Raw genomic sequence first — 22,462 nt, 5'->3', positions numbered from 1 at the left:
GGCAACTTGCCTCACAGCCCGTTATTAAAAAACGCGGACAGTCCGCTACGTCGCTCCGTGCGCGTCGCAATTGCCCCGCTCAAAACCCGTTCATCGGCATAGAGAGACAGGCGACGACGTGCGCGCGTCACGGCGGTATACACCAGCTCACGGGTCACAACCGGCGAGCGCTGGCTGGGTAAAATCAGCGCCGCATGATCGAACTCCGATCCCTGCGATTTATGCACCGTCATCGCCCAGGTTGTTTCATGCTCCGGCAAACGGCTGGGCTGCACCGACTTAATGCTGCCATCCGGCATGGCGAACCACACCCTCAACCCCTGGCCGCGATCGAGCGCAATGCCGATATCGCCATTGAACAACCCCAACGCGCTGTCATTGCGCGCAATCATTACCGGACGCCCTTCATACCAGCGGCTGTGCGGGTGACGCTGAATTTTGCGCTTTTGCAGCATAACCTGTTCGATGCGTTCATTCAGACCGCCAACGCCAAACGGCCCTTCACGCAGCGCGCACAGCAACTGGTACTCATTGAAAGCCTGAATAATCGCCCCCGGCTCCGCGCCCTCGCGAACAAGCGCCAGATAACGCCCATAACCGGCCAGTGCCTCATCGAGCATGGCGGCGTAATCCTCGCTGCTCTGTAGCGTTCGTTTTTCAATATCGCTGAATCCCTGCTGAAAGACCGTTTTCATCGCCGCTTTATCGCCGCAATTAATGGCTGCCGCCAGTTGACCAATGCCGGAATCATGCCCGAAGCGATAGCTTTTTTGCAGCAAACACAGGCTATCGCGCAAAGAGGCCGCCTCCGTGCCTGCGCCCGCAGGAATGGGGCTTCCCGTCAGTCGGCTCAGCTGCTGCGCGCGCCCGGCGGTAAATCCGGCATTTACCCAGGCGCAGATATCGCCCAGCACCGCCCCCGCCTCAACGGAAGCCAGCTGATCGCGATCGCCGAGAAAAATCACGCGTCCGTGCGGCGGCAGCGCCTCAATTAGCCGCGACATCATCGGCAAATCGATCATTGATGCCTCATCCACCACCAGCACGTCCAGATGCAGCGGGTTTCCCGCATGATGGCGCAGCCTCTGGCTACCGGGCTGTGCGCCCAACAGCCGGTGCAACGTACTGGCGTCATCCGGGATGCGTTTTTTTTGCTCATCCGTGAGCGGAAGCTGGCGCAATGCCGCGCCAAGCGACTCGGTCAGACGCGCCGCCGCTTTCCCCGTCGGCGCCGCCAGTCGTATACGGCATCGCTCGCCGTCCGCCATCTGAATCAACGCGGCCAGCAGCTTCGCCACGGTAGTGGTTTTACCGGTGCCAGGCCCGCCGGAAATGACGGAAATACGGCGCGTCAACGCCACGGCCGCCGCCACCTTTTGCCAGTTGACGTCATCCGTCGGCGGGAAAAGCGCATCCAGCGTGCGGGCCAGTTGCTGTTCATCTACCGCGATCGCCTGGTTAACCTCGCTAAAAAAGCGGGCTACCGTGCGCTCGTTACTCCACATCCGGTTCAGGTAAAGGCGATCTTCATGCAGAATCAACGGCGTTGGCCGCTCTCCCCGACTGACCGCCCCGGAAGCCAGCAGACACGATGCCCAGTCTTCAGGCGCGTCCCTCTCGCTAAACCAGGAGACCAGTAGCGGATGCGACTCTTCCGTTATCGCCAGGCGCGAAAGCGGCATACAGACATGCCCTTCCCCCGCATCGCGGCTGAGCAATGCAACGGCCAGCGTCACGCATGGATCGTCCTGCCCGGCAACCGCCAGCGCAAACTGAGCGTCTAATGGCCGCAACAGCTTTTGTTCTACGGCCTCCAGTAATCGCTTCTGAATTGTCATTGCGCCTCCTCCGCTACAACGCCTGCAAACATCTCATCCATTAACGCAATCAGTTCGCCGTCCGGCCGGGTCGAGAAAATGCCCTGCCGTGGATATTCACGGTCAACGCCGCGCAGGAAAAGGTAGATCACGCCGCCGAAATGACGTTCATAGTCATAATCGGCGATGCGATGGCGCAGATAGCGGTGCAACGCCAGCGTATACAGCTGATATTGCAGGTCATAGCGATGCGTCTGCATCGCTGAGGCCATCGCCTCCTGAGTGTAGGCCGTGCTGTCTTCGCCCAGCCAGTTTGATTTGTAATCGAGCAGGTAATACCGCCCTTCATGGCGAAACACCAGGTCGATAAACCCTTTCAGCATGCCGCGAACCTGCATGAAGTCGAGCGGCGGGCAGCCCGCCGAGAGCGGATCAAACCGGCGAATCAGCGCATCCAGTTGACTGGCGATAAGCGGCTGTGCGATCGGCAGATAAAACGCCATCTCCACCTGTTTTTCACGGGCGGAAAGATGACGCAGACTCACGCCGCGTTCGGTCAGGGGAGCCTGCAAAACAGCGTCCAGCCACTGCGTTAAAACCGGCTCCCAGTGCGCGTCATAACCGCCAAGCTCCAGTTTTTCCCGCACCCAGGCCGGGTCAACGGGCTGCGTAAAGTCGAGGTCTTCAAACAGGCTATGCAGGAATGTACCCGGCGATGCCCCTCGCGGGAACTGGTGCGGCGTCAGCTCCGGCTCTTCCACCACGTCCCCCACTCCAGCGGCATCCACATCCAGACGCGGAATTAAATCCTGGGCGACGCTATGGCCTTGCTGCTGTAAGCCGGAATAACTGGTTACTCGCCAGTTGTCGGCAGGCGTTCGGCGTAACGCTCTGGCGCTTAGCGCCGCACGCGACGCTTCCGTTACCTGCCAGCGTTCGCTGTCCGGTTCGTCTGGCGTCCGACAGGCGATATCCTCCCCGCAAAGCGCGTCAATGCAGGCGCGAAGCCCGGCGGCATCTTTCGGCTCACCTTTTTGCAGCAGACGCCCGAGCGCGCTCTGGTGTACATCGGTATCGCCTTTCTTATCTCCGCGACGACGCACCAACGGCGCAACGCCGAGGCTGCAATGCCACACCGAACGGGTCAGCGCCACATAAAGCAAACGCAGGTCTTCCGCCAGACGCTCTGCTTCCGCCAGTTCAACGCTCTCCTCGGCGTGGCTGAGATCCAGCACCGCGTCAAACGAATTGCGATCGTGATAAAACGCCTGATCCTGCACGCGGAAATGGGTAATAAAAGGCAGCCAGACGAGCGGGTATTCCAGTCCTTTTGATTTATGGATGGTGACGATTTGCACCAGATGTTTATCGCTTTCCAGCCGCAGTTGCTGGCTGGCGGCATTGCTGTCCGGCTCAAGAATATGCTGCGACAGCCAGCGCACCAGCGCATGCTCGCTTTCCAGCTGCGAACCGGCTTCCTGCAACAATTCGCTGATGTGCAGAATATCGGTCAGGCGGCGCTCGCCTCCCGCCGTCGCCAGCAGGTTTTCGGCAATATTCCGCGCTGACATCAGCGCGCGCAGCATGGGCATGACGCCGCGCTTATGCCAGATTTGACGATAGCCGTCGAACTCTTCGACCACCGTATCCCAGGCATTTTCGTCGTTATTCAGCGTTTCGATGTCCTGCGCGGTCAGCCCCATCATCGAGGCCGCCATCGCGCTACGCAGCGTATTTTCACGCTCAGGCGTCATGACGGCCTGTAAGATCCACAGCATCTCCTGCGCTTCCAGCGTCTCAAATACGCTGTCGCGGTTGGAGAGATAAACGGACGGAATCGCCAGCAGCGTCAGCGCATCACGAATTTGCGCCGCTTCCTGGCGGCTTCGCACCAGCACGCTGATATCCGAGGCTCGAACCGGGCGTGAGGTTTTCTCGCTAACAAGCAGCGCATCGCCAGTTTGCCCGGCTTTCAGCCAGTCACGAATTTGCGTCGCGCACACCTGCGCCATGTAACTCTGATAGTCGCCAATGCCGCAGCTTTCCCCTTCCATCAACCACATGTTCATGGCGGGCTGCGTCTCGCCGTTCAGCACAAAGCGCAGCGACTGGTTCTTCTGGGCCGATTTAACCGGCGCAAATGGAATTTCGCGGAACGTAAAGGCGTCGTTCATCTGACTGAACAACGTATTCACGCTGTTGACCATGCCCGGTGCGGAACGCCAGTTGGTATCCAGCGTATAATGGGCGCTGACCTCGCTGCGGGCTTTCATGTAGGTGAAGATATCCGCGCCGCGAAACGCATAAATCGCCTGTTTCGGATCGCCAATCAGCAACAGCGCGGTGTCCGGCTGATGCCGCCAGATGCGGCGGAAAATGCGGTACTGCTGCGGGTCGGTATCCTGAAATTCATCAATCATCGCCACCGGGAAACGGCCACGAATTGCGCTTGCCAGCGCATCGCCGCTATTACTACGCAGCGCAACATCCAGACGACTCAGCATGTCGTCGAAACCTAATTCACCCCGGCGTTGTTTTTCCTGCGCAACCGTCTCGCGGATTTCTGCCAGCGCACGGGTAATCAGCAGATCTTTTATCGTCAACGGTTCAGCCAGCAGTTCCTCAATGGCGACAAACAGCGGATGCTGCGGGGTTATGCCGCCCGCTTTGGTTCTCTCTTCCAGGAATCGCCGGGAGAATTTCTCCAGCGCGTCGGGTAATTGATAGGTTTGCGTTTCCGCCTGCGCCCACGCCGTGATCTTCTCGATCCATTTCGTCTGGTTGCCGCGATTGAATTTTCTGCGATCGATTCCCGACGACTCTATCACCCCATCCAGTTCATCAACGGACGCGCACCATTGTTGCTTCAGGGCGTTAATACGCGACAAAATGTGTTCGTGGCGAGACGCCAGCGTCTCGTCTGACGGCGGCGGTGCTTTGATGACCGGCGCTTCGCCCTGCAAATAACGATCGATATCTTTCAGTAGCGCCCGGGGGCCTTTCCACGCTTCAAAGACAACCTGGGCAATTTCGCGTGGCAGCGGATAACAGTGACGCCGCCAGAAGTCGGCGCAGGCCTGATAGCGCAGAAGGGATTCATCTTCGATTAATTGCTGCTCGAACAGCATGCCGGACTCAAACGCATTCAGGCTGAGCATGCGCTGGCAAAAACCGTGGATGGTGAATACTGCCGCCTCATCCATCTGTCTTTCCGCCAACAGTAACCACTGCGCCGCCTGCTTTTTATCCTCGATCTCTTCCAGCAGGCGAGCATATAACGGGTTATCGGTAGTTTCACGCAGACAGGCGATGCGCAGTTCATGGATGTTGCTGCGGATGCGGCCGCGTAACTCTTCGGTGGCCGCCTCGGTAAACGTCACGACCAACAGTTCTTCCACGGTCAGCGGTCGGGGAAAGGCGGCAGAGCCGCCCAATCCGAGCAGCAGGCGCAGATACAACGCGGCGATAGTAAACGTTTTGCCAGTGCCCGCAGAGGCTTCAATCAGACGCTCGCCCGTAAGGGGCAAGCGTAAAGGATCAAGGGACTCAGCGGCATCATTCATTCTTTTCACTCATCAGGGGTAAGGTTTGCTGCAACGCGCTGACGTTCTCCCACACTTTCCAGCCTTCCGGGCGCACGTACTCTGCTTTCCCGTTCTGACTGCCGGAAACCTGTGACAGTATCGCCATGCCTTGCGGCTCAACCACCGCCTGATGGAAGAAATCGGCAAGTTTTTGCGGCGTCAGCAGTTTAATCTGAGCCACGATTTTATCACGTGAATCAAAGCGCATATTGCCGCGATCGAAATCTTTGCTTAATTTCGACGCTTCTTCGCCCAGCGTTTGCGGCGCTTGCAACATCTGCGCGATGATCGCCTGCTGAATTTGCGCAAACTCTTCCGGCGTCATCGCCCGCAGCTTCGCTTCCGCCGTTGGGAAGAATGCTTTGTAACGCTCCCAGAGATAAGACGGTTGCTTGTCGCTGCTTTGCAGCAAGAAACCCATCCCCCACTGACGCCCGACGCTCATCGGGAAAGCGAACACCGCATAACCTAACTGTTCTTCAGTACGCAACTGATTATAGAACCACGGCTGAACGATTTGCCCTAACATCGCGCTGTAGGCTGAACTGGCATATTCATCGTAACCGGTTGGAACGAATACCGCCGCCAGCGCGGAGTCAGTGCTGCTTCCCGCCTTCTCAAAGATGACCGACTGCTTTTTATCCACCAGTACGTCTTTATTGCGACACCACTCTGAACCGTTGGCGCCAAGCTGCTGTTGGATATCCCGCGCCATGGTTTTCACCTGCGCTTCGCGCATATTGCCAATCACCAGAAACTCCGGTCGCGCGCCTGCTTTTAACGTATCGCGGTAAGCCATGACCTCTTTCAGCGTGATCGAAGGCAACAGCTTACGGCGTTCATCACGCTGGAAGTAAGGCACCTGAGAAAGCATCTGTACCGGCATAATCGCCTGATCGTAGGCCTTCCCTTTTTCTGCGGAATCCATCATCTGCGCATACCAGGATTTCGCCTGTTCCAGCTGTTCTTCCGTCGCGGTGTAGCTGAAATACCCTTCCAGCAATGCCTGGAAAAGCTGCGGCAAGCGCTGCGTGTAACCGTTCGCGTTAAGCATCAGACCATTGTTGGCGTTGGTGGAAAAGCCAATCCCGCCGACCGATGCCTGGTTGCTTAACTGGTCGAGCGCGATCCCCGCGAGATAATCGTTTAACGCAAACATCACCTGGTTTCTGGCGCTGTCCATTGCTTTCGGGTTACGCAGAATAACGCTGACATCCGCCTTAGGCTCGCTGGCAAAATAACGGCTCGGCGCATAAACCACGCGCAAATCCGGTTCATCGACAATCAGCTCCGGGTGAGGATATTCCTTCTCCGGTTTGAGCAGCGTGAAATCGTCTGGAATATAGGGGTTAAGCTCCGGTAATGACAGCGCAATGCCCTGCGCTTTTTGCTGCCAGTCGGCGAGCGTTTTGTCGTCGATTTTATTCACCTGATAAGGCGCGTCGACAAAATAGGCCGTTTTGTTGTGCGGTTCCTTCGGGCTGATGTACCAGATACGCGCATTCTGCGGCGTCATCATCGCCAGGCGTGATTTCACCGCCGCCGCATCGTATTGATCGGCGATATTCACCGCATCCAGCGTATGTTCCACCGGAACGCGAATCATCGTATCCGCCAGCCATTCGACGTAATCCATATCACGGGTGATAGAGGGGTAACGGAAGTCGAGATCCAGCACATGCGCCAGCTCATCGAAGTAGCGTTTATCCACGCCTTTTTCACGTAACAGGTTGAGATAGCTGAAGATGGCGGCGACAACGTCGTCCCGGTTCGCCAGCCCTTTGTCCGTCAGGGTAGCGGAAATGGCCAGTACGCCGCTGTTACCGTTAACCACCGGGTCGGAGTCCGCACGAATGCCTTCCACTAATCCTTGTTTTTGCAGCCAGTCGGAGAGCGTTCCCGGGCTACGGTTGCCAATCAGGTAGGTCACCAGTTCGTCGGTTTTGCTGCGAAACTGCGCGCTGTTGTTATCAATACGAAACTCTACGCGCAGCACTTTACGCGGCAGAGCAGGCACATAATGAATGATGATGCCCTTTTGCGCGTCCGTTACTACCGGCACGGTAATTTCCGGCTTTTTGATATTTTTATTCGGCACCCGGCCATAGGTTTCAGCCGCAATACGCGCCAGTTCCGGCAGCGGTTTGTTACTGTAAATCACCGCTTTCATCAGGTTCGCTGAATAATATTTTTCGTGAAACGCCTGCAACGCCTGCTGAACCGGATTGCCCGGTTTGTCGCTTAAGGTTTCCAGATTGCCGCCAGAGAAGCGCGAACCCGGGTGCGCCGGGTTGATGGTTTCTGCGCTGACCTGCGCCATACGCATACCGTCTCGCGTACGCGCCATCGTCAGTTCGGCATTGACCGCATTGCGCTCACGCTCAGCATATTTTTTATCCAGCAACGGGGCGGCAATGGCATCGGCAAGGCGATCGACCGCACCTGACAGGGCGTCGTTTTCCACCTCCAGATAGAAGGCGGTACGATACGGCGCGGTGCTGGCATTATGGCTGCCGCCGTGCATTTTAAGGTATTCGGCAAGGCTGTCAGGCTGGGGATATTTTTTAGACCCCATCAGGCTCATATGTTCGAGATAGTGCGCCAGCCCCTGATGTTCATCGGGGTCCTCCAGCGATCCAACAGGCACCACCAGCGCGGAAAGCGATTTCACCGCTTGCGGGTCGGATACCAGCAAAACCACCATGTCATTGTCCAGACGAATCGCCTGATACTGACGCGTATCTTTCTCGCTTTTACGGATGGTTTCCGCCAAAGGCTGCCAACCGGTATCTGCCTGACTTAAGGGTGCCCAAAGGGCGACAAACAACAATAACGCTTTGAACCAGGTGCTGCGGGGCATTCACGAACCTCATCATTAACTTTCTTTCCCGCTCAGGTGAAGCGCGAGCGCGACGCTGGCGCTTATTGAGCAGGACAAAACTGTGTGCTAAACGAGTCAGCATCTCTTATTGTAAAATCAGTCCGTGACAGAAAACGCATCATAAATGAAGCCATTTAATTGCGCAATTTTTATACAATCCTCACGACTGATTAAAACGAAATAGCGGTAACAGATAACGTTGAGACTGAGAAATAATGCTCTCTATCGTCTTCGGCTCCAGCTGTCGCCACAACCGTTGATACCAGATATCATCCCCTTCTCCGCGTATCACCATGTTACCTTCATAAGCCTGTAAGAACTTCGTCCGGGCTTTTTGCAGCGTGTCAGCATCATCTAACATGGCATCATTCGCCGCGTCATAACAAGCTTTTATCCATGCGCCGCCGCTTTCAGGAAGAACCAGCAGTGGGGATGACATCCCTTCCCGATAACCGTCAATCAGCTGTGCGAGGTAAGTTAACGCCTGTTCAGCCTCTAACGGCGGGAAGCGCCACTCTCCCTCTTTACGCAGGAACAAACGACTTTCGCCTTTTCCGCCACAGGCACAATAGACAAGGTGTTCCAGCCAAAGTTGCATTCCCTGCGCAACGCTTATTAAAGATGGGCGCCAGCGCAACAAACCGTCTTCCTGCACCTGCGGCAACCACCCCGTGATCTGCACGCCATTGCAGAGCAGATCAACTTCCATACTTTTCCCCGGCTGACGACACGCGATAATCCTGTCCGCCAGCGACTGCATCTCCTGACGCTGCGTATCCCAGAGGATCTCGCCAAAAGCGCCATACGGGAGATCGCCCGCCGCCCGGAAGCGACGGAATAAAAGCCCGGCATCCTCTTCTTCGACCAGCGTATTAAGCAACTGCTGATTAAGCTGATAGCGGGTTAGCCCTTCCAGAATGAACGGCTCCGTATCGGGAATTTCACTCTCTTCCGCGCGAAAATTCACCTGTAGCCGCATCTGGAAAAACGCCCGCACCGGATGCGCCCAGAAGCGCTGAAGTTTTTCCAGCGTCAACGTCTCAGGGAGTTCATAGGGCAACGGCTGCACAAAATCAGAATGGGCCTCGCCTGACTGACTTGCAGCAGGCAGCCATTCGCGCGCGTAGCTTTGCTGTTCACCGGGAAGATAGTTTTGCGCATCAAACGGCATCCGCGTGTGCAGGCGAGCGATATGCACTTTCACGCGGGCCTCGCTCTCATCGCTGGTCAGTTCTTCATCTCCCGGCAAATAGTGACTTTGCCCGATATAATCCATCAGTTCCTGCACCAGGACTGACGGGAAACGTTCGCTGTTATCCTGAATAGAGCGCCCGATGTAGCTGATATAGAGCGTCTGCTGCGCAGAGATTAAGGCCTCAAGGAACAGGTAGCGGTCATCATCGCGACGGCTACGATCCCCGCGCATCGGTTTCTGACTCATCAGGTCAAAACCGAGCGGCGCCAGCTGACGCGGATAGACGCCGTCATTCATACCAAGGAGACACACAACCTTAAAGGGGATAGAACGCATAGGCATGAGCGTACAGATGTTTACCGGCCCCGCCAGAAAACGCTGGCTGATGCGTTCCTGATCCAGCCTTTGCGCCAGCTCGTCCCGTAACAGAGACAGCGGCACCGCATCGCCATACTCCGCCTCAAGCCCTTCGGTGATAATAGCCTGCCATTGCTGCTCGATAAGGGTCATTGCGGCTTCCGTTTCCGCATCGGGCAGGAAAAAGTCATTGAGCATGTCGCGGCAAACCGGGAGCCACTCTTCCAGCGGACGCGCCTGCGCCAGCCCGCGACGCCAGAGGTTCAACTGCATAAGCAGGGACGCCAGATGCCCGACCAGCTCCGCAATCAGCCCGCTGGACTCGTCATAAGGCAGCACGGACTGCCATTCGCCCTGCGCGCTTTCCATCGCGTAACCCAGCAGCATACGCGTCAGGCCAAATTGCCAGGTATGCTGCCCCGTTGCAGGAAGCGCCAGCTCGCGCACGTTGTCGTCATCAATCCCCCAGCGGATACCCGACTCATTGACCCATAAGCGAAGATAGCGCAGCCCTTCTTCGTTGATGTTAAATCGAGCCGCCAGAACCGGTACGTCCAGCAGCGCCAGCACATCTTCAGAGACAAAACGGCTGTCCGGCAACGACAGCAGGCTGATAAACGCCTGCAAAACGGGATGCGACTGACGCGCCCGGCGATCGGAGATAGCATAAGGTAAATAGCGTTCGGCAGGCGCACTGCCAAATACGGCCTGAATAAAGGGGCTATAGCTGTCGATATCCGCCACCATGACGATAATATCGCGCGGCATCAGCGTCGGGTCGGCCTCCAGCATCGCCAGCAGACGATCGTGCAGGATCTCCACTTCACGCTGCGGGCTATGGCATACGTGAAAGGTCACGCTGGCGTCATTCGGGTCAAGCAGACGCTTGTTGTCGCTTCGGGCGTACTCTTCGAGGTTCACCCCAGCCACGGCGCGACTTTCCAGCTCAAGGATGTCCGCCTGAATGTTATGAAGCAGATTGTCCGGGGGAATATCGACAAACGCATCCAGTTCCTGTGTGTTTTCCAGTTCGGAAAGCAAGTAGATGTAGTCCCGCCCCAGTTTCCCCCAGGACGCCAGCATCGGGTTCCCGACATCCTGCTCGCCGTCGCTATTAAATAACTCCCCGGCGCGTTGGTTATCGCGAAACAGCGGTAAGTCGCGCACCTCAAAGCTGTGACGACGCTGACGAGCCACCAGTTTTGCCAGCCAGGCAGGATCTCTGATATCCCCCCAGTAATAACGGCAGGGGTTAGTGAACAGCAGATGGATTTCGATGTGCTTTCCCAGCGCCTGTAAGGCCCGGAGATACACCGGCGGCAGCGCGGAAATACCACAAATAAAGACGCGCGAAGGTAGCCCCGTCGGGCTGGTTGTCGCATTTTCCAGCGTCTGGATAAAACGCTGATACACATTCGCACGGTGCCAGCGCGGCTGCCCCAGTTCAGCCGTGTATTCCACCAGCGCCTTCCACAGCGGCGCCTGCCAGATCTGAGCCTCCCCTAACCCATCAACCATCTGCCCCGCCTCCCACTGGGTAAGCCAGTCGGGGCGATAGACCAGATACTGATCGAAAAGATCGGCGGCACGCGAGGAAAGCTGGAATAGCTTGCGCTTGTCAGCGTCGTCCGTCAGATAGTGGCGCAGTAGCGTAAAATCCTCACGCTCCAGCAGTTGCGGCAGCAGCGTCATCAGCTTCCAGCTCATGTTTTGCTTGCTGAACGCGCTCTCTTTCGGGATATCAGGCAGCACGCGTACAAACATATCCCAGATAAAACTCGCGGGTAGCGGAAAATCGATATTCGCGGCGATACCAAATTTCTGCGAAAGGGTCATTTGCAGCCACTGCGCCATACCGGTACTTTGAACCAACACAATTTCGGGTTCAAAGGGATCGTCAAGCCGATCGCGCTCAACGATGAATTCCATTAACGCTTCCAGCACGTCCAGACGGTTGGAGTGGTAGACCCTTAACATAGCAACTCCTGACTACTGACTTTTCGGGCAGTGTAAGCGCGACATCTGGCCTTGCCTGCCCAAAGGGGAAATGAGTTTAACGCTGATGCTGACACATCCCGCTTGTGTTGTCTGCATTCGGTTGGCCTGCCAGCTTTCGGGAGGTGAAAATGAATACAGCGTCGTTTGCTGCCAGCCGTACCGCCAGAGCTGTTGATATTGCGCCCTGACGACAAGACTCGTCATCAACGCCCGCTGATAACCCGATAACGCGGTGACGGTTATCACCAGCAGCGCCATCGCCAGTATCACTTCCGGCAGACTAAAACCACGCTGCCTGTTCAGGGTATCTGGCATAACGCCACCTCACTCAACGGGCAAAAATCGCTCCATCCATGCGGAGAAAATACAACGCCGCTTTCCTCCCGCGCTCCCAGACGCCAGACCGATGCGCCATCATACTGCGCAATCAATAAAGCGGTGTTGTTCGCGAGCAGGCGCAGGCAAACGCGGGCATTCGGCGTGGTGTATTGCCGACACTCAACCGCAGCCTGCGCCGACCATGACTGCATCCTTCCCCATTCCAGCGCCGACTGCGCCACCGCCTGACGCTGCAAGGCCCGGCTTTCTGTCGCCACCAGAGTGGAAAAACTCGCCTGCTGCTGGTTTGCCCCCTGAAGCAGCAGGCTGCCCAATACCAGCAGCAAAAGCACCATCGCCAGAGAAGACACACCCCGTTCACGCTTCACAGATTAAACCCGGTGACGCTGTATTGCGCCTTAACAGCGGTTTTAGAAGCCGCTTTACTGCGCCCCTGAAGAGACAGCGTCAGTACCGGCGCAAAACCGGGCATCTCCTGACGCTCAACGTTAAATGCCTCAATCTGTACCGTATCGGGATCGGTCATTTTATCCCACCCTTTATCTGCGCATGATGTTGCCCCACGCAGTGTTTCCAGCGTTTTATTGTTTAAACGAAACCCGGTCTGTTCGGCCTCTTTTCCCGGCGCAGTCTCCCAGCGCCCGTTATTATTGGCGTCCCACTGTACGATAACGCACTCCCCCTGCCCGGCAATCACCAGTCCTTTCCCTGTGCAGTTTCCCCGACAATATCCCGCGCGTTGCAGGTGTTTTGCCACGGTATAAGCACGCTGCCAGATCTCATCTTCCAGCAACAGCTGCCGCGTGGTCTGTAGAATCTCACGCTGTAGCGCGGGTAAAAATCGTGCCGCGCCGAGCAGTAGCATGCTGCTTATCGCCATCGCGATAAGTACCTCCAGTAGAGAAAAACCGCGCTCGTTCATCGGCATGCTTCGGCCTCGCGTCCCTCACAGAGCCGGATTCGCCCCCAGGACGAAACCACCAGACGCCATTCGCCCGCAGCGTTTTTCAGGCGGATATGCCCGGCCCAGGCGGTATTGCGCAGACCAAAAAACGCCAGCGAGGGGGTGATCTCCACCATGTCGATATCGCGCCATGCTGGAATAAAGACGAACGGCGCGTCTGGCGTACAGGCACCTTGCGCCGCAGCAGCGCTGACAAAGCACCAGCCGCCGCGTTCTCTGATGACCTGAACAATGTGATCCCGGTTGTGCCAGTTCGCATCCTCACGCAGTTGCAGCAAATAATCCCGCAGCTGGCTGGCGGTTTGCCATAACCGTTGCTGCTGTTGCCAACGCTGCCAGCCATAGAGCCCTGTGGCGCTAAGGCTAACCATAAGAAGCATTGCGACCATTGTTTCAATGAGCGTATAGCCCTGTTGTTTTTTCATAGCGGCAGTATGCCGGGGGCGGAGAAAATGACGAGGCAAGAATGCAGATTATTCGGCGCGTTACGAGAAATAGTTATCGTATTACAGCACGTTGCAAAAATTCGGGAATCAGCGCCGAAGAATGGCGTACGGGATAAAAAAAACCGACGCGCAAGGGCGTCGGTTATGACAGGATGAGCTCAGGTCAGATAGCGACCGGCGCTTTAATGCCAGGATGCGGGTCGTAGCCTTCAATCTCAAAATCTTCAAAACGGTAGTCGAAGATAGAGTCAGGCTTACGTTTGATCACCAGTTTCGGCAGCGCGCGCGGTTCGCGGCTTAACTGTAGGTGCGTCTGTTCCATATGGTTGCTGTACAGGTGCGTGTCGCCGCCGGTCCAGACGAAGTCGCCCACTTCCAGGTCGCACTGTTGCGCCATCATATGCACCAGTAACGCATAGCTGGCGATATTAAACGGCAGCCCCAGGAAGACGTCGCAGGAGCGCTGATACAGCTGGCAGGAGAGCTTGCCGTCCGCAACATAGAACTGGAAGAACGCATGACACGGCGCCAGCGCCATTTTATCCAGCTCGCCGACGTTCCAGGCGGAAACAATAATACGGCGGGAGTCCGGGTCATTTTTCAACTGGTTCATGACCGTGGTGATCTGGTCAATATGGCGACCGTCCGGCGCAGGCCATGCGCGCCACTGTTTGCCATATACCGGGCCTAAATTACCGTTTTCATCGGCCCATTCGTCCCAGATCGTCACATTGTTTTCATGCAGGTAAGCGACGTTGGTATCGCCTTGCAGGAACCACAACAGCTCGTGAATGATGGAGCGTAAATGGCAGCGCTTCGTCGTCACCAGCGGAAATCCTTCCCGCAGGTTAAAACGCATCTGATGACCAAAAATGGAAAGCGTTCCGGTTCCGGTACGGTCGTTTTTCTGTGTGCCTTCATCCAGCACTTTTTGCATCAGTTCTAAATACTGTTTCATGGTTCCTCAGGAAACGTGTTGCTGTGGGCTGCGGCGGTAAGCCCAAACCATCATGATCACACCAGCGACAATCATCGGGATAGAGAGAATCTGCCCCATGCTGATGTACTGTACCCATGCGCCGGTAAACTGCGCATCCGGCTGGCGGAAGAATTCAACAATGATACGAAACGCGCCATAGCCAATCAGGAACAGGCCAGAGACAGCCCCCATCGGGCGCGACTTGCGGATAAACAGGTTAAGAATAATGAACAGCACGATACCTTCCAGCACCAGCTCATACAGCTGGGACGGATGGCGAGGCAGAACACCATAGGTATCAAAGATCGACTGCCACTGCGGGTTTGACGGCAACAGCGCGATATCTTCCGCACGAGAGCCCGGGAACAGCATGGCAAACGGGAAGCTTGGATCGACACGCCCCCACAGCTCGCCGTTGATAAAGTTCCCCAGACGCCCAGCGCCTAAACCAAAAGGAATCAGCGGCGCGATAAAATCGGATACCTGGAAGAAAGAACGTTTAGTGCGTCTGGCGAAGATCACCATCACCAGAATGACGCCGATCAGGCCGCCGTGGAAGGACATGCCGCCATCCCAGACGCGGAACAGATAGAGCGGATTTTCCAGGAACATCGGGAAGTTGTAGAACAAGACGTAACCAATACGGCCACCGAGGAAAACGCCGAGAAAACCGGCATAGAGTAAGTTTTCAACTTCGTTTTTGGTCCAGCCGCTGCCCGGACGGTTTGCCCGGCGAATCGCCAGCCACATTGCAAAGACAAAACCGACCAGGTACATCATGCCGTACCAGTGCAGCGCAACGGGCCCAATTGAGAAAATGACCGGATCAAATTCCGGAAAATGCAGATAGCTACTGGTCATCTGTCACCACAAGTTCTTGTTATTTCGCTGAAAATAGACAGCAATTGATATGCGCGCCAGCCGTTCACAGGCGCTCCAAAGGAGCGAATGATAGCACAAGGGGTGCATCGGTGATGCCGGGAAGATGTAAAAGATCTGTATAGGCTATCAATGACAATCCCAGGAATACCTGATGGCGCTTACGCTTATCAGGCCTACGAACCGCGCAACACCTTTGCCTGATGGCGCTTACGCTTATCAGGCCTACAGACCGCGCAACATCTTTGCCTGATGGCGCTGCGCTTATCAGGCCTACAGACCGCGCAACACCTTTGCCTGATGACGCTTACGCTTATCAGGCCTACAGACGGCGCAACACCTTTGCCTGATGGCGCTACGCTTATCAGGTCAACAGACGGCACCGCGCCGTAGGCCGGATAAGGCGCGTGCGCCGCCATCCGGCAATCAAGGGCACTGCGCCTGTCACAACCCCCCGCGTATCAGGCCCCCCATGCCACGGCGCTCCATAAACGCCGCCACCTGATGACGCACTTCCGTCGCCATTTGCGCTTCCAGACTGCGCTGCGCCAGCGTTTGCGCGTCTTCATAATCAATGTGCCGCAGCAGGTATTTCACCCGCGCGACGGAGCGACCGTTCATCGACAGATGGCGGAATCCCAGGCCTATCAGGATCGCCACGCACATCGGATCGCCCGCCATTTCACCGCATAACCGCAAATCAAGCCCCTGTTTTTCGGCTTCCTGAGCGATCATCGCCAGCGCACGTAACATCCCCGGGTGCAGGCTGTCGTAAATACTGGCCACACGCGTATTGTTGCGATCAACCGCCAGGATATACTGCGTCAGATCGTTGGTGCCAACGGAGATAAAATCGACCCGGTTCGCCAGTTGCGGCAGCATAAATACCATCGACGGCACTTCCAGCATGATCCCAATGCGCGGTCTGGGGATCGCGTAACCGATCATCTCTTCGACTTCACGTCCGGCACGCTCAATCAGGCGTCGCGCTTCATCCACTTCATCAATGCTGGTGACCATCGGCAGTAAAATGCTCAGGTTGCCGGTCGCGGCGTTGGCGCGCAGCATCGCGCGCACCTGGATCAGGAAGATCTCCGGCTGATCGAGCGTAATACGAATGCCGCGCCAGCCCAGGCACGGGTTTTCTTCGCTGATCGGCATATAGGGCAGTTGCTTGTCCGCGCCGACATCCAGCGTACGCAGAGTCACCGGTTTGTCGTTAAACATTTGCAGCATCCCCTGATACTGCGCCACCTGCTCTTCTTCCGAGGGGAAACCGCTTTGCAACATGAACGGAATTTCGGTGCGATAAAGCCCGATACCGTCGATACGGCTGCCCAGCTTCTCTTCATGTTCCGGGCTTAACCCTGCGTTAAGCATCACCTTAACGCGTTCGCCGCTTTTCAGATGCGCGGGCAGATTGACATCATCTTCCGCCAGCCGGCTTAGTTCATTCTCTTCGCTGATAAGCCGCTGATATTCCTGCAACAATACCGGTTCAGGATCGACCAGCAGTTCCCCGCGATAGCCATCCACCACCAGCGTGCGGTGATGAAGAACCGAAGGCTGAATATCCGCGCCCATCACGGTCGGAATACCGAGCGCGCGCACCATAATCGCCGCATGCGAGTTAGCCGCGCCGTCGCGAACCACGACGCCGGCCAGTCTGTCCTGCGGCAGTTCCGCCAGCGTGGTGGCTGAGAGTTCGTCCGCCACCAGCACAAAACGCTCGGGCCATGTGTTCGGCCCCTGAATGGTGTCATCCAGGTGGAATAACAGACGCTGGCCCAGCGCGCGTAAATCTCCGGCACGCTCTTTGAGGTAGCCATCCGTCAGGGCGGCAAACTGCTCGGCAAACTTTTCGATGACTTTTTTGACGGCCCACTCCGCCACCGCGCCTTTATCGACTTCGGCAAACAGTTCACGACGCAGTCGGGCATCAGAAAGCAGGTGTGAATACAGATCGAAGATCGCCGCCGTCTCTTTCTGCGCGCCAGCGGCAAAGCGCTTACTGTAACGACGAAATTCGTTAGCGGCCTCTTCCAGCGCGCCGGTCAGCCGCTCGCGCTCAAGCGCCGGGTCAAGGGTGGAGGCTTCGTAGACCTGCTCCATCAGCGGCAACGTTGCATCCTGCCAGCCTTCCGCTATCGCCACGCCGGGCGCGGCGGGCAGCGCACGGATGCGCGTATGGCGGTATTGACCAAATAACGCGGTTAGCTGCGTCTGAGAAAGGATAGCCGCCATCTGGGTCGCCAGCGTAACGAGGAAAGACTCTTCGCTTTCATCGTACTGGCGCAGTTCACGCTGCTGTACCACCAGCACCCCCAGTAGCTGGCGGCGCTGAATAATCGGCACGCCCAGAAAAGCGCGGAAACGCTCCTCTTTTACTGACGGGATGTATTTAAAGCTGGGGTGTTTCTGCGCATCGGCAAGGTTGATCGGTTCCGCCAGCCTGCCAACCAGGCCGACGATACCTTCATCAAATGCGAGTGTGACAGTACGGCCACGCGGTTTTTTTAGCCCTCGCGTCGCCATGAGGTAGTAACAACGTCGGTCGTGATCGGCCAGATAGACCGAACAGACCTCTGTATCCATCGCAAGACAGATATCAGTGACCAGAATATTCAGCGCCTCGTTAAGGCGCGGCGCACTGGCCACCTTTTCCACTATTTCGCGCAGGCGGGTGAGCATAATTTGCGTAGCTTTAACCTCTTTTACGTCGCCAGGCAGGTGCGTTTTGTGGCTTCGGCGTACTCTCCTGAAGCGCCATCACGACACTTGCGAACTCTTTCATCACCCTGCGGTAGACATCGCGTTTAAATGACACCACCTGCCTGACCGGGTACCAGTAACTTACCCAGCGCCAGCCATCAAACTCAGGGGTGCTGCTGGTTTGCATATTGATTTCCGCATCAGCGCTCATCAATTGCAGAAGAAACCATTTTTGTTTCTGGCCGATACAAACCGGCTTTGTGTCCCAACGCACCAAACGTTTCGGTAACTTGTAACGCAACCAGTTGCGAGTAGAAGCAAGTATCCGCACATCTTTACGGCTCAACCCGACTTCTTCAAACAGTTCCCGGTACATCGCTTGTTCTGCTGACTCCCCTGAATTTATCCCGCCTTGCGGGAATTGCCAGGAGTGCTGACCAAATCGCCGGGCCCACATAACCTGCCCCTGGCGATTACAAATTACGATACCTACATTTGGGCGGTAGCCATCGTCATCAATCACCGGACTACCTCAACATAAACCTTATATATGAATGATTGTTTCACACTCCAGAGAGACGGTAAACCACTCTGTTAGGCGTACGCGCTACTAATAACAATTGAATAACTCACAGCAAATAGCCGAGTTATAAACAGAGAGGTGTGTTCACAGACGATTTTATTCACCTTTTCTGTGGATATAGTTGTGAAGAAGTACGGAATTACTACGGGAAAACCCGGAACAGTCTGAATTGGGCGGCAAACACCATCAAAAAATAGCCTCGTAAATTCATTAAGTTAAATGCAAAACCTGCGACCATTCGTGCTAAATCGTGACAGCCATCACATTGAAGATCGTCAGGCTGATGAAAGATCAACCACCGTCGCTTTTATCCACAGATTGTGCCAATAAGTTAGGCACAATTTGTGTAAAAATTCGATTTTCGTCGCACGTCAAGGCTGTAAATTGAAACAGTAGTGGCGGTTTTTCACAGTTATCCCATCTTTCTGTGGATAACATGGTGTAAGATCCTGTTTATTTTCAGTGACCAGATTTGGAAAACCCATTTCTCTGTTGCGCAACTTGCAGGATCAGATCCTAAAAACCAATATAAATCATGCGATTGAACATCGCGTGTGGAAATCGTTAAACTCTGTTCATACGGTATAAAATCATTGTTCACTTTTTCGCCTAAGGTATAACGTCATGCCCGGACTCCGCCCGCTACTTTCTCCGCCAGCATCTGAAGCCCTTTTGCTTGCCCAGGCGCAGCAGCTTTCAGGTTACTCGCTGGGCGAACTGGCGGCGCTGGCCGGTTTAGTGGCCCCTAAAGATTTGAAACGGGATAAAGGCTGGATTGGCGTGCTGCTGGAGATCTGGCTCGGCGCCAGCGCCGGTAGCAAACCGGAACAAGATTTCGCCGCGCTTGGCGTGGAGCTGAAAACCATTCCCGTCGATAGCCTTGGCCGCCCGCTGGAAACCACGTTTGTCTGCGTCGCGCCGCTAACCGGCAACAGCGGCGTGACGTGGGAAACAAGTCACGTCCGCCACAAATTAAAACGCGTGTTATGGGTCCCCGTAGAGGGGGATCGCAGTATTCCGTTAGCCGATCGGCGCGTCGGTTCCCCACTGCTGTGGAGCCCAAATGAAGAAGAAGATCAGCAGCTTCGCCTCGACTGGGAAGAGTTGATGGACATGATTGTGCTGGGTCAGGTTGAGCGGATCACCGCCCGGCATGGCGAATTTTTACAACTGCGGCCAAAAGCGGCGAATGCCAAAGCCCTTACCGAAGCAATTGGCGCGCAGGGAGAGACCATTCTGACGTTGCCGCGCGGCTTTTATCTGAAAAAGAACTTCACTCGCACGCTGCTGGCCCGCCATTTCCTGTTACAAGGCTAACAGGCACAGACTGGACTTTCACCTGCCGCATTGCGCGCCTATAATTAGCGCTTCTTTTTTTTGGCAGGACTTTGTTCGATGTTATTTGCATGGGTAACCGATCCTAACGCCTGGCTCGCGCTCGGTACGCTGACGCTGCTGGAGATCGTTCTTGGGATCGACAATATTATTTTCCTCTCTCTGGTGGTGGCGAAACTTCCTACAGCGCAACGGAATCACGCCCGACGCCTTGGGCTGGCGGCGGCGATGGTGATGCGTCTGGCTTTGCTGGCTTCTATCGCCTGGGTCACACGCCTGACAAACCCGCTGTTCGAGATTTTCGGCGAAGCGATTTCCGCCCGCGATCTGATCCTGCTGCTGGGTGGATTGTTCCTGATCTGGAAAGCCAGTAAAGAAATTCACGAATCGATTGAAGGCGAGGAAGAAGGGCTGAAAACGCGCGTCTCCTCCTTCCTGGGCGCAATTGTCCAGATCATGATGCTGGATATTATTTTCAGCCTTGATTCCGTCATCACGGCGGTGGGCCTCTCGGATCATCTGTTTATCATGATGGCGGCAGTTGTGATTGCCGTCGGCGTAATGATGTTCGCGGCGCGCCCTATCGGCGAGTTTGTTGACCGCCACCCTTCCGTAAAAATGCTGGCGCTCTCTTTCCTGATTCTGGTCGGCTTTACCCTGATTCTGGAAAGTTTCGATGTACACGTTCCGAAAGGGTACATCTACTTCGCCATGTTCTTCTCTATCGCCGTAGAGAGCCTGAACCTGATGCGCAATAAAAAGAACCCTCTCTGATTCACTCTTCGCTCCCTGTAAGGGGAGCGAATACCCGCAATGCCGCTCCCGTTCCTCACAGTTTAAGATTTTACTGCTTTTATCAGACATAACTTCAGGTTATTACTAGACTATTATCAGACGCAGGCCACGTGAGGATAAATGGATGAAAAAATGGGCAGTTGTGATTTCCGCTGTAGGACTGGCTTTTGCTGTTTCTGGATGTAGCAGCGATTATGTAATGGCGACCAAAGATGGTCGGATGATTCTGACCGACGGTAAACCAGAAATTGACGATGATACGGGTCTGGTGAGCTACCACGATCAGCAAGGCAACGCGATGCAAATCAATCGTGACGAAGTCTCTCAGATCATTGAACGCTAATTGTTGAGGTCAGCAGCCCTGCTGGCCTTAGAATTTTCTCTTTCCCTTTTCTCTTCCCTCTGCCATTTTTATATTCCTTTGTCGGGATTTACTGACTTCATAATAAGAAGGAAACGGCTATGCACTATCACCGTATACCCCACAGCTCGCTTGAAATAAGTACACTGGGGCTGGGCACAATGACGTTTGGTGAACAAAACAGCGAAGCCGACGCACATGCACAGCTCGATTACGCCGTGGATCAGGGCATTAACCTGATCGACGTCGCCGAAATGTATCCGGTGCCTCCACGCCCGGAAACCCAGGGACTAACGGAAACCTATGTCGGTAACTGGCTTGCTAAACACGGCAGCCGTGAGAAGCTGGTTATCGCTTCCAAGGTAAGCGGCCCATCGCGTAATAACGACAGCGGAATTCGCCCCAATCAGGCGCTGGATCGTAAAAATATCCGTGAGGCCTTACACGACAGCCTCAAACGCCTGCAAACCGACTATCTGGATCTGTATCAGGTTCACTGGCCGCAGCGCCCGACCAACTGCTTCGGCAAGCTGGGCTACAGCTGGACGGATTCGGCACCGGTTGTCACGCTGCTCGAAACGCTGGATGCGCTGACGGAGTTCCAGCGCGCGGGCAAAATTCGCTACATCGGCGTCTCTAACGAAACGGCCTTCGGCGTCATGCGCTATCTGCATCTGGCGGATAAACATGACCTGCCGCGCATTGTTACTATCCAGAATCCTTACAGCCTGCTGAACCGCAGTTATGAGGTGGGATTAGCGGAAGTCAGCCAGTATGAAGGCGTCGAGCTGCTGGCCTACTCTTGCCTGGCATTCGGTACGTTGACCGGTAAATATCTGAATGGCGCCAAACCCGCTGGCGCGCGCAACACCCTGTTTAGCCGCTTTACGCGCTACAGCGGCGAGCAGGCGCAAAAGGCGGTTGCGGCCTACGTCGACATCGCCAGACGCCACAACCTCGATCCGGCCCAGATGGCGCTGGCGTTTGTGCGTCGTCAGCCGTTCGTCGCCAGCACCCTGTTGGGCGCAACGACGATGGCGCAGTTAAAAACCAACGTTGAGAGTTTGCATCTGGAGTTAAGCGAAGAGGTGCTGGCGGAGATCGAAGCGGTGCATCAGGTTTATACCTACCCGGCACCGTAATGCGCTCATCCGGCACTTCTGCCTGATGGCGCTGCGCTTATCAGGCCTACCGGCAGCACCATACCGTAGGCCGGATAAGGCGCCTGCGCCGCCAT

At 55.7% G+C, this 22,462-nt stretch carries 17 protein-coding genes; 4 read left to right on the top strand and 13 right to left on the bottom strand.

Annotation, left to right across the window (positions count from 1 at the left end):
- Window positions 1-11: 11 nt before the first annotated feature.
- The 13 genes from recD to OGY62_RS23445 all read right to left on the bottom strand — a co-directional run bounded on the left by recD (window position 12) and on the right by OGY62_RS23445 (window position 19,172).
- On the bottom strand, window positions 12-1,838 hold the full coding sequence (gene recD, locus OGY62_RS21650) for an exodeoxyribonuclease V subunit alpha (RefSeq protein WP_058668037.1): 1,827 nt from the start codon (window positions 1,836-1,838) through the stop codon (window positions 12-14).
- A complete protein-coding gene (recB, locus tag OGY62_RS21645; protein ID WP_286460536.1) occupies window positions 1,835-5,380 on the bottom strand; it encodes an exodeoxyribonuclease V subunit beta in 3,546 nt (1,181 codons plus the stop codon). Before recB ends, recD begins: the two co-directional genes overlap by 4 nt.
- Entirely contained in the window at window positions 5,373-8,261 is a 2,889-nt protein-coding gene (gene ptrA / locus OGY62_RS21640) for a pitrilysin (RefSeq protein WP_286460535.1), read from the bottom strand. The genes recB and ptrA overlap by 8 nt, the downstream gene beginning before the upstream one ends.
- A gap of 181 nt (window positions 8,262-8,442) precedes the next feature.
- Window positions 8,443-11,811: an exodeoxyribonuclease V subunit gamma gene (gene recC, locus OGY62_RS21635; protein ID WP_286460534.1), complete on the bottom strand. Its 3,369-nt coding sequence runs from the start codon at window positions 11,809-11,811 to the stop codon at window positions 8,443-8,445.
- Window positions 11,812-11,823: 12 nt separating this feature from the next.
- Window positions 11,824-12,147 carry a prepilin-type N-terminal cleavage/methylation domain-containing protein gene (locus OGY62_RS21630; protein WP_286460533.1) on the bottom strand — a complete coding sequence of 108 codons (324 nt, stop codon included), beginning with the start codon at window positions 12,145-12,147 and terminating at the stop codon, window positions 11,824-11,826.
- Window positions 12,132-12,539, bottom strand: a complete 408-nt coding sequence (locus OGY62_RS21625) for a DUF2509 family protein (RefSeq protein ID WP_153257821.1) — start codon at window positions 12,537-12,539, stop codon at window positions 12,132-12,134. Before OGY62_RS21625 ends, OGY62_RS21630 begins: the two co-directional genes overlap by 16 nt.
- Window positions 12,536-13,099 (bottom strand): prepilin peptidase-dependent protein, encoded by a 564-nt coding sequence (locus OGY62_RS21620; protein ID WP_286460532.1) that lies wholly within the window; start codon window positions 13,097-13,099, stop codon window positions 12,536-12,538. Before OGY62_RS21620 ends, OGY62_RS21625 begins: the two co-directional genes overlap by 4 nt.
- Entirely contained in the window at window positions 13,090-13,560 is a 471-nt protein-coding gene (locus OGY62_RS21615; protein WP_058668041.1) for a prepilin peptidase-dependent protein, read from the bottom strand. Before OGY62_RS21615 ends, OGY62_RS21620 begins: the two co-directional genes overlap by 10 nt.
- 184 nt (window positions 13,561-13,744) lie before the next feature.
- Window positions 13,745-14,539, bottom strand: a complete 795-nt coding sequence (thyA, locus tag OGY62_RS21610) for a thymidylate synthase (RefSeq protein ID WP_012134943.1) — start codon at window positions 14,537-14,539, stop codon at window positions 13,745-13,747.
- Window positions 14,540-14,545: 6 nt separating this feature from the next.
- Window positions 14,546-15,421 carry a prolipoprotein diacylglyceryl transferase gene (gene lgt, locus OGY62_RS21605; RefSeq protein WP_071257899.1) on the bottom strand — a complete coding sequence of 292 codons (876 nt, stop codon included), beginning with the start codon at window positions 15,419-15,421 and terminating at the stop codon, window positions 14,546-14,548.
- Between the two features lie 462 nt (window positions 15,422-15,883).
- A complete protein-coding gene (gene ptsP / locus OGY62_RS21600) occupies window positions 15,884-18,130 on the bottom strand; it encodes a phosphoenolpyruvate--protein phosphotransferase (RefSeq protein WP_012134945.1) in 2,247 nt (748 codons plus the stop codon).
- Window positions 18,131-18,143: 13 nt separating this feature from the next.
- Window positions 18,144-18,674: an RNA pyrophosphohydrolase gene (gene rppH, locus OGY62_RS21595; protein ID WP_024130909.1), complete on the bottom strand. Its 531-nt coding sequence runs from the start codon at window positions 18,672-18,674 to the stop codon at window positions 18,144-18,146.
- 351 nt (window positions 18,675-19,025) lie between these two features.
- The gene (locus OGY62_RS23445) at window positions 19,026-19,172 is read right to left on the bottom strand and encodes a hypothetical protein (RefSeq protein WP_047461519.1); all 147 of its coding nucleotides are present in this window, start codon (window positions 19,170-19,172) and stop codon (window positions 19,026-19,028) included.
- Between the two features lie 186 nt (window positions 19,173-19,358).
- Here OGY62_RS23445 and mutH point away from each other — a divergent pair, with 186 nt between their 5' ends.
- The 4 genes from mutH (at window position 19,359) to OGY62_RS21575 (ending at window position 22,367) form a co-directional block, all read left to right on the top strand.
- Window positions 19,359-20,051, top strand: a complete 693-nt coding sequence (gene mutH, locus OGY62_RS21590) for a DNA mismatch repair endonuclease MutH (protein WP_047461516.1) — start codon at window positions 19,359-19,361, stop codon at window positions 20,049-20,051.
- A 78-nt stretch (window positions 20,052-20,129) separates the two neighbouring features.
- A complete protein-coding gene (locus OGY62_RS21585; protein WP_012134949.1) occupies window positions 20,130-20,843 on the top strand; it encodes a TerC family protein in 714 nt (237 codons plus the stop codon).
- A 145-nt stretch (window positions 20,844-20,988) separates the two neighbouring features.
- Window positions 20,989-21,207, top strand: coding sequence for a lipoprotein YgdR (gene ygdR / locus OGY62_RS21580; RefSeq protein WP_012134951.1), 219 nt, complete (start codon window positions 20,989-20,991; stop codon window positions 21,205-21,207).
- Window positions 21,208-21,326: 119 nt separating this feature from the next.
- Complete coding sequence (locus OGY62_RS21575) at window positions 21,327-22,367, top strand: NADP(H)-dependent aldo-keto reductase (protein WP_047461513.1); 1,041 nt, start codon at window positions 21,327-21,329, stop codon at window positions 22,365-22,367.
- The last annotated feature ends 95 nt before the right edge of the window (window positions 22,368-22,462 follow it).

The organism is Citrobacter sp. CK198, from assembly GCF_030333295.1.
GTDB lineage: Bacteria > Pseudomonadota > Gammaproteobacteria > Enterobacterales > Enterobacteriaceae > Citrobacter_B > Citrobacter_B koseri.
Note: the sequence above shows the minus strand (reverse complement) of the source record. Positions and strands in the feature narration are given on the sequence as shown.

What these genes read in the sequence shown, in the direction of transcription:
- recD (WP_058668037.1), bottom strand. Translation starts at nt 1,838, where the DNA reads ATGACAATTCAGAAGCGATTACTGGAGGCCGTAGAACAAAAGCTGTTG.
- recB (WP_286460536.1), bottom strand. Translation starts at nt 5,380, where the DNA reads ATGAATGATGCCGCTGAGTCCCTTGATCCTTTACGCTTGCCCCTTACG.
- ptrA (WP_286460535.1), bottom strand. Translation starts at nt 8,261, where the DNA reads ATGCCCCGCAGCACCTGGTTCAAAGCGTTATTGTTGTTTGTCGCCCTT.
- recC (WP_286460534.1), bottom strand. Translation starts at nt 11,811, where the DNA reads ATGTTAAGGGTCTACCACTCCAACCGTCTGGACGTGCTGGAAGCGTTA.
- OGY62_RS21630 (WP_286460533.1), bottom strand. Translation starts at nt 12,147, where the DNA reads ATGCCAGATACCCTGAACAGGCAGCGTGGTTTTAGTCTGCCGGAAGTG.
- OGY62_RS21620 (WP_286460532.1), bottom strand. Translation starts at nt 13,099, where the DNA reads ATGCCGATGAACGAGCGCGGTTTTTCTCTACTGGAGGTACTTATCGCG.
- OGY62_RS21615 (WP_058668041.1), bottom strand. Translation starts at nt 13,560, where the DNA reads ATGAAAAAACAACAGGGCTATACGCTCATTGAAACAATGGTCGCAATG.
- thyA (WP_012134943.1), bottom strand. Translation starts at nt 14,539, where the DNA reads ATGAAACAGTATTTAGAACTGATGCAAAAAGTGCTGGATGAAGGCACA.
- lgt (WP_071257899.1), bottom strand. Translation starts at nt 15,421, where the DNA reads ATGACCAGTAGCTATCTGCATTTTCCGGAATTTGATCCGGTCATTTTC.
- ptsP (WP_012134945.1), bottom strand. Translation starts at nt 18,130, where the DNA reads ATGCTCACCCGCCTGCGCGAAATAGTGGAAAAGGTGGCCAGTGCGCCG.
- OGY62_RS23445 (WP_047461519.1), bottom strand. Translation starts at nt 19,172, where the DNA reads ATGTTATCCACAGAAAGATGGGATAACTGTGAAAAACCGCCACTACTG.
- mutH (WP_047461516.1), top strand. Translation starts at nt 19,359, where the DNA reads ATGCCCGGACTCCGCCCGCTACTTTCTCCGCCAGCATCTGAAGCCCTT.
- OGY62_RS21585 (WP_012134949.1), top strand. Translation starts at nt 20,130, where the DNA reads ATGTTATTTGCATGGGTAACCGATCCTAACGCCTGGCTCGCGCTCGGT.
- ygdR (WP_012134951.1), top strand. Translation starts at nt 20,989, where the DNA reads ATGAAAAAATGGGCAGTTGTGATTTCCGCTGTAGGACTGGCTTTTGCT.
- OGY62_RS21575 (WP_047461513.1), top strand. Translation starts at nt 21,327, where the DNA reads ATGCACTATCACCGTATACCCCACAGCTCGCTTGAAATAAGTACACTG.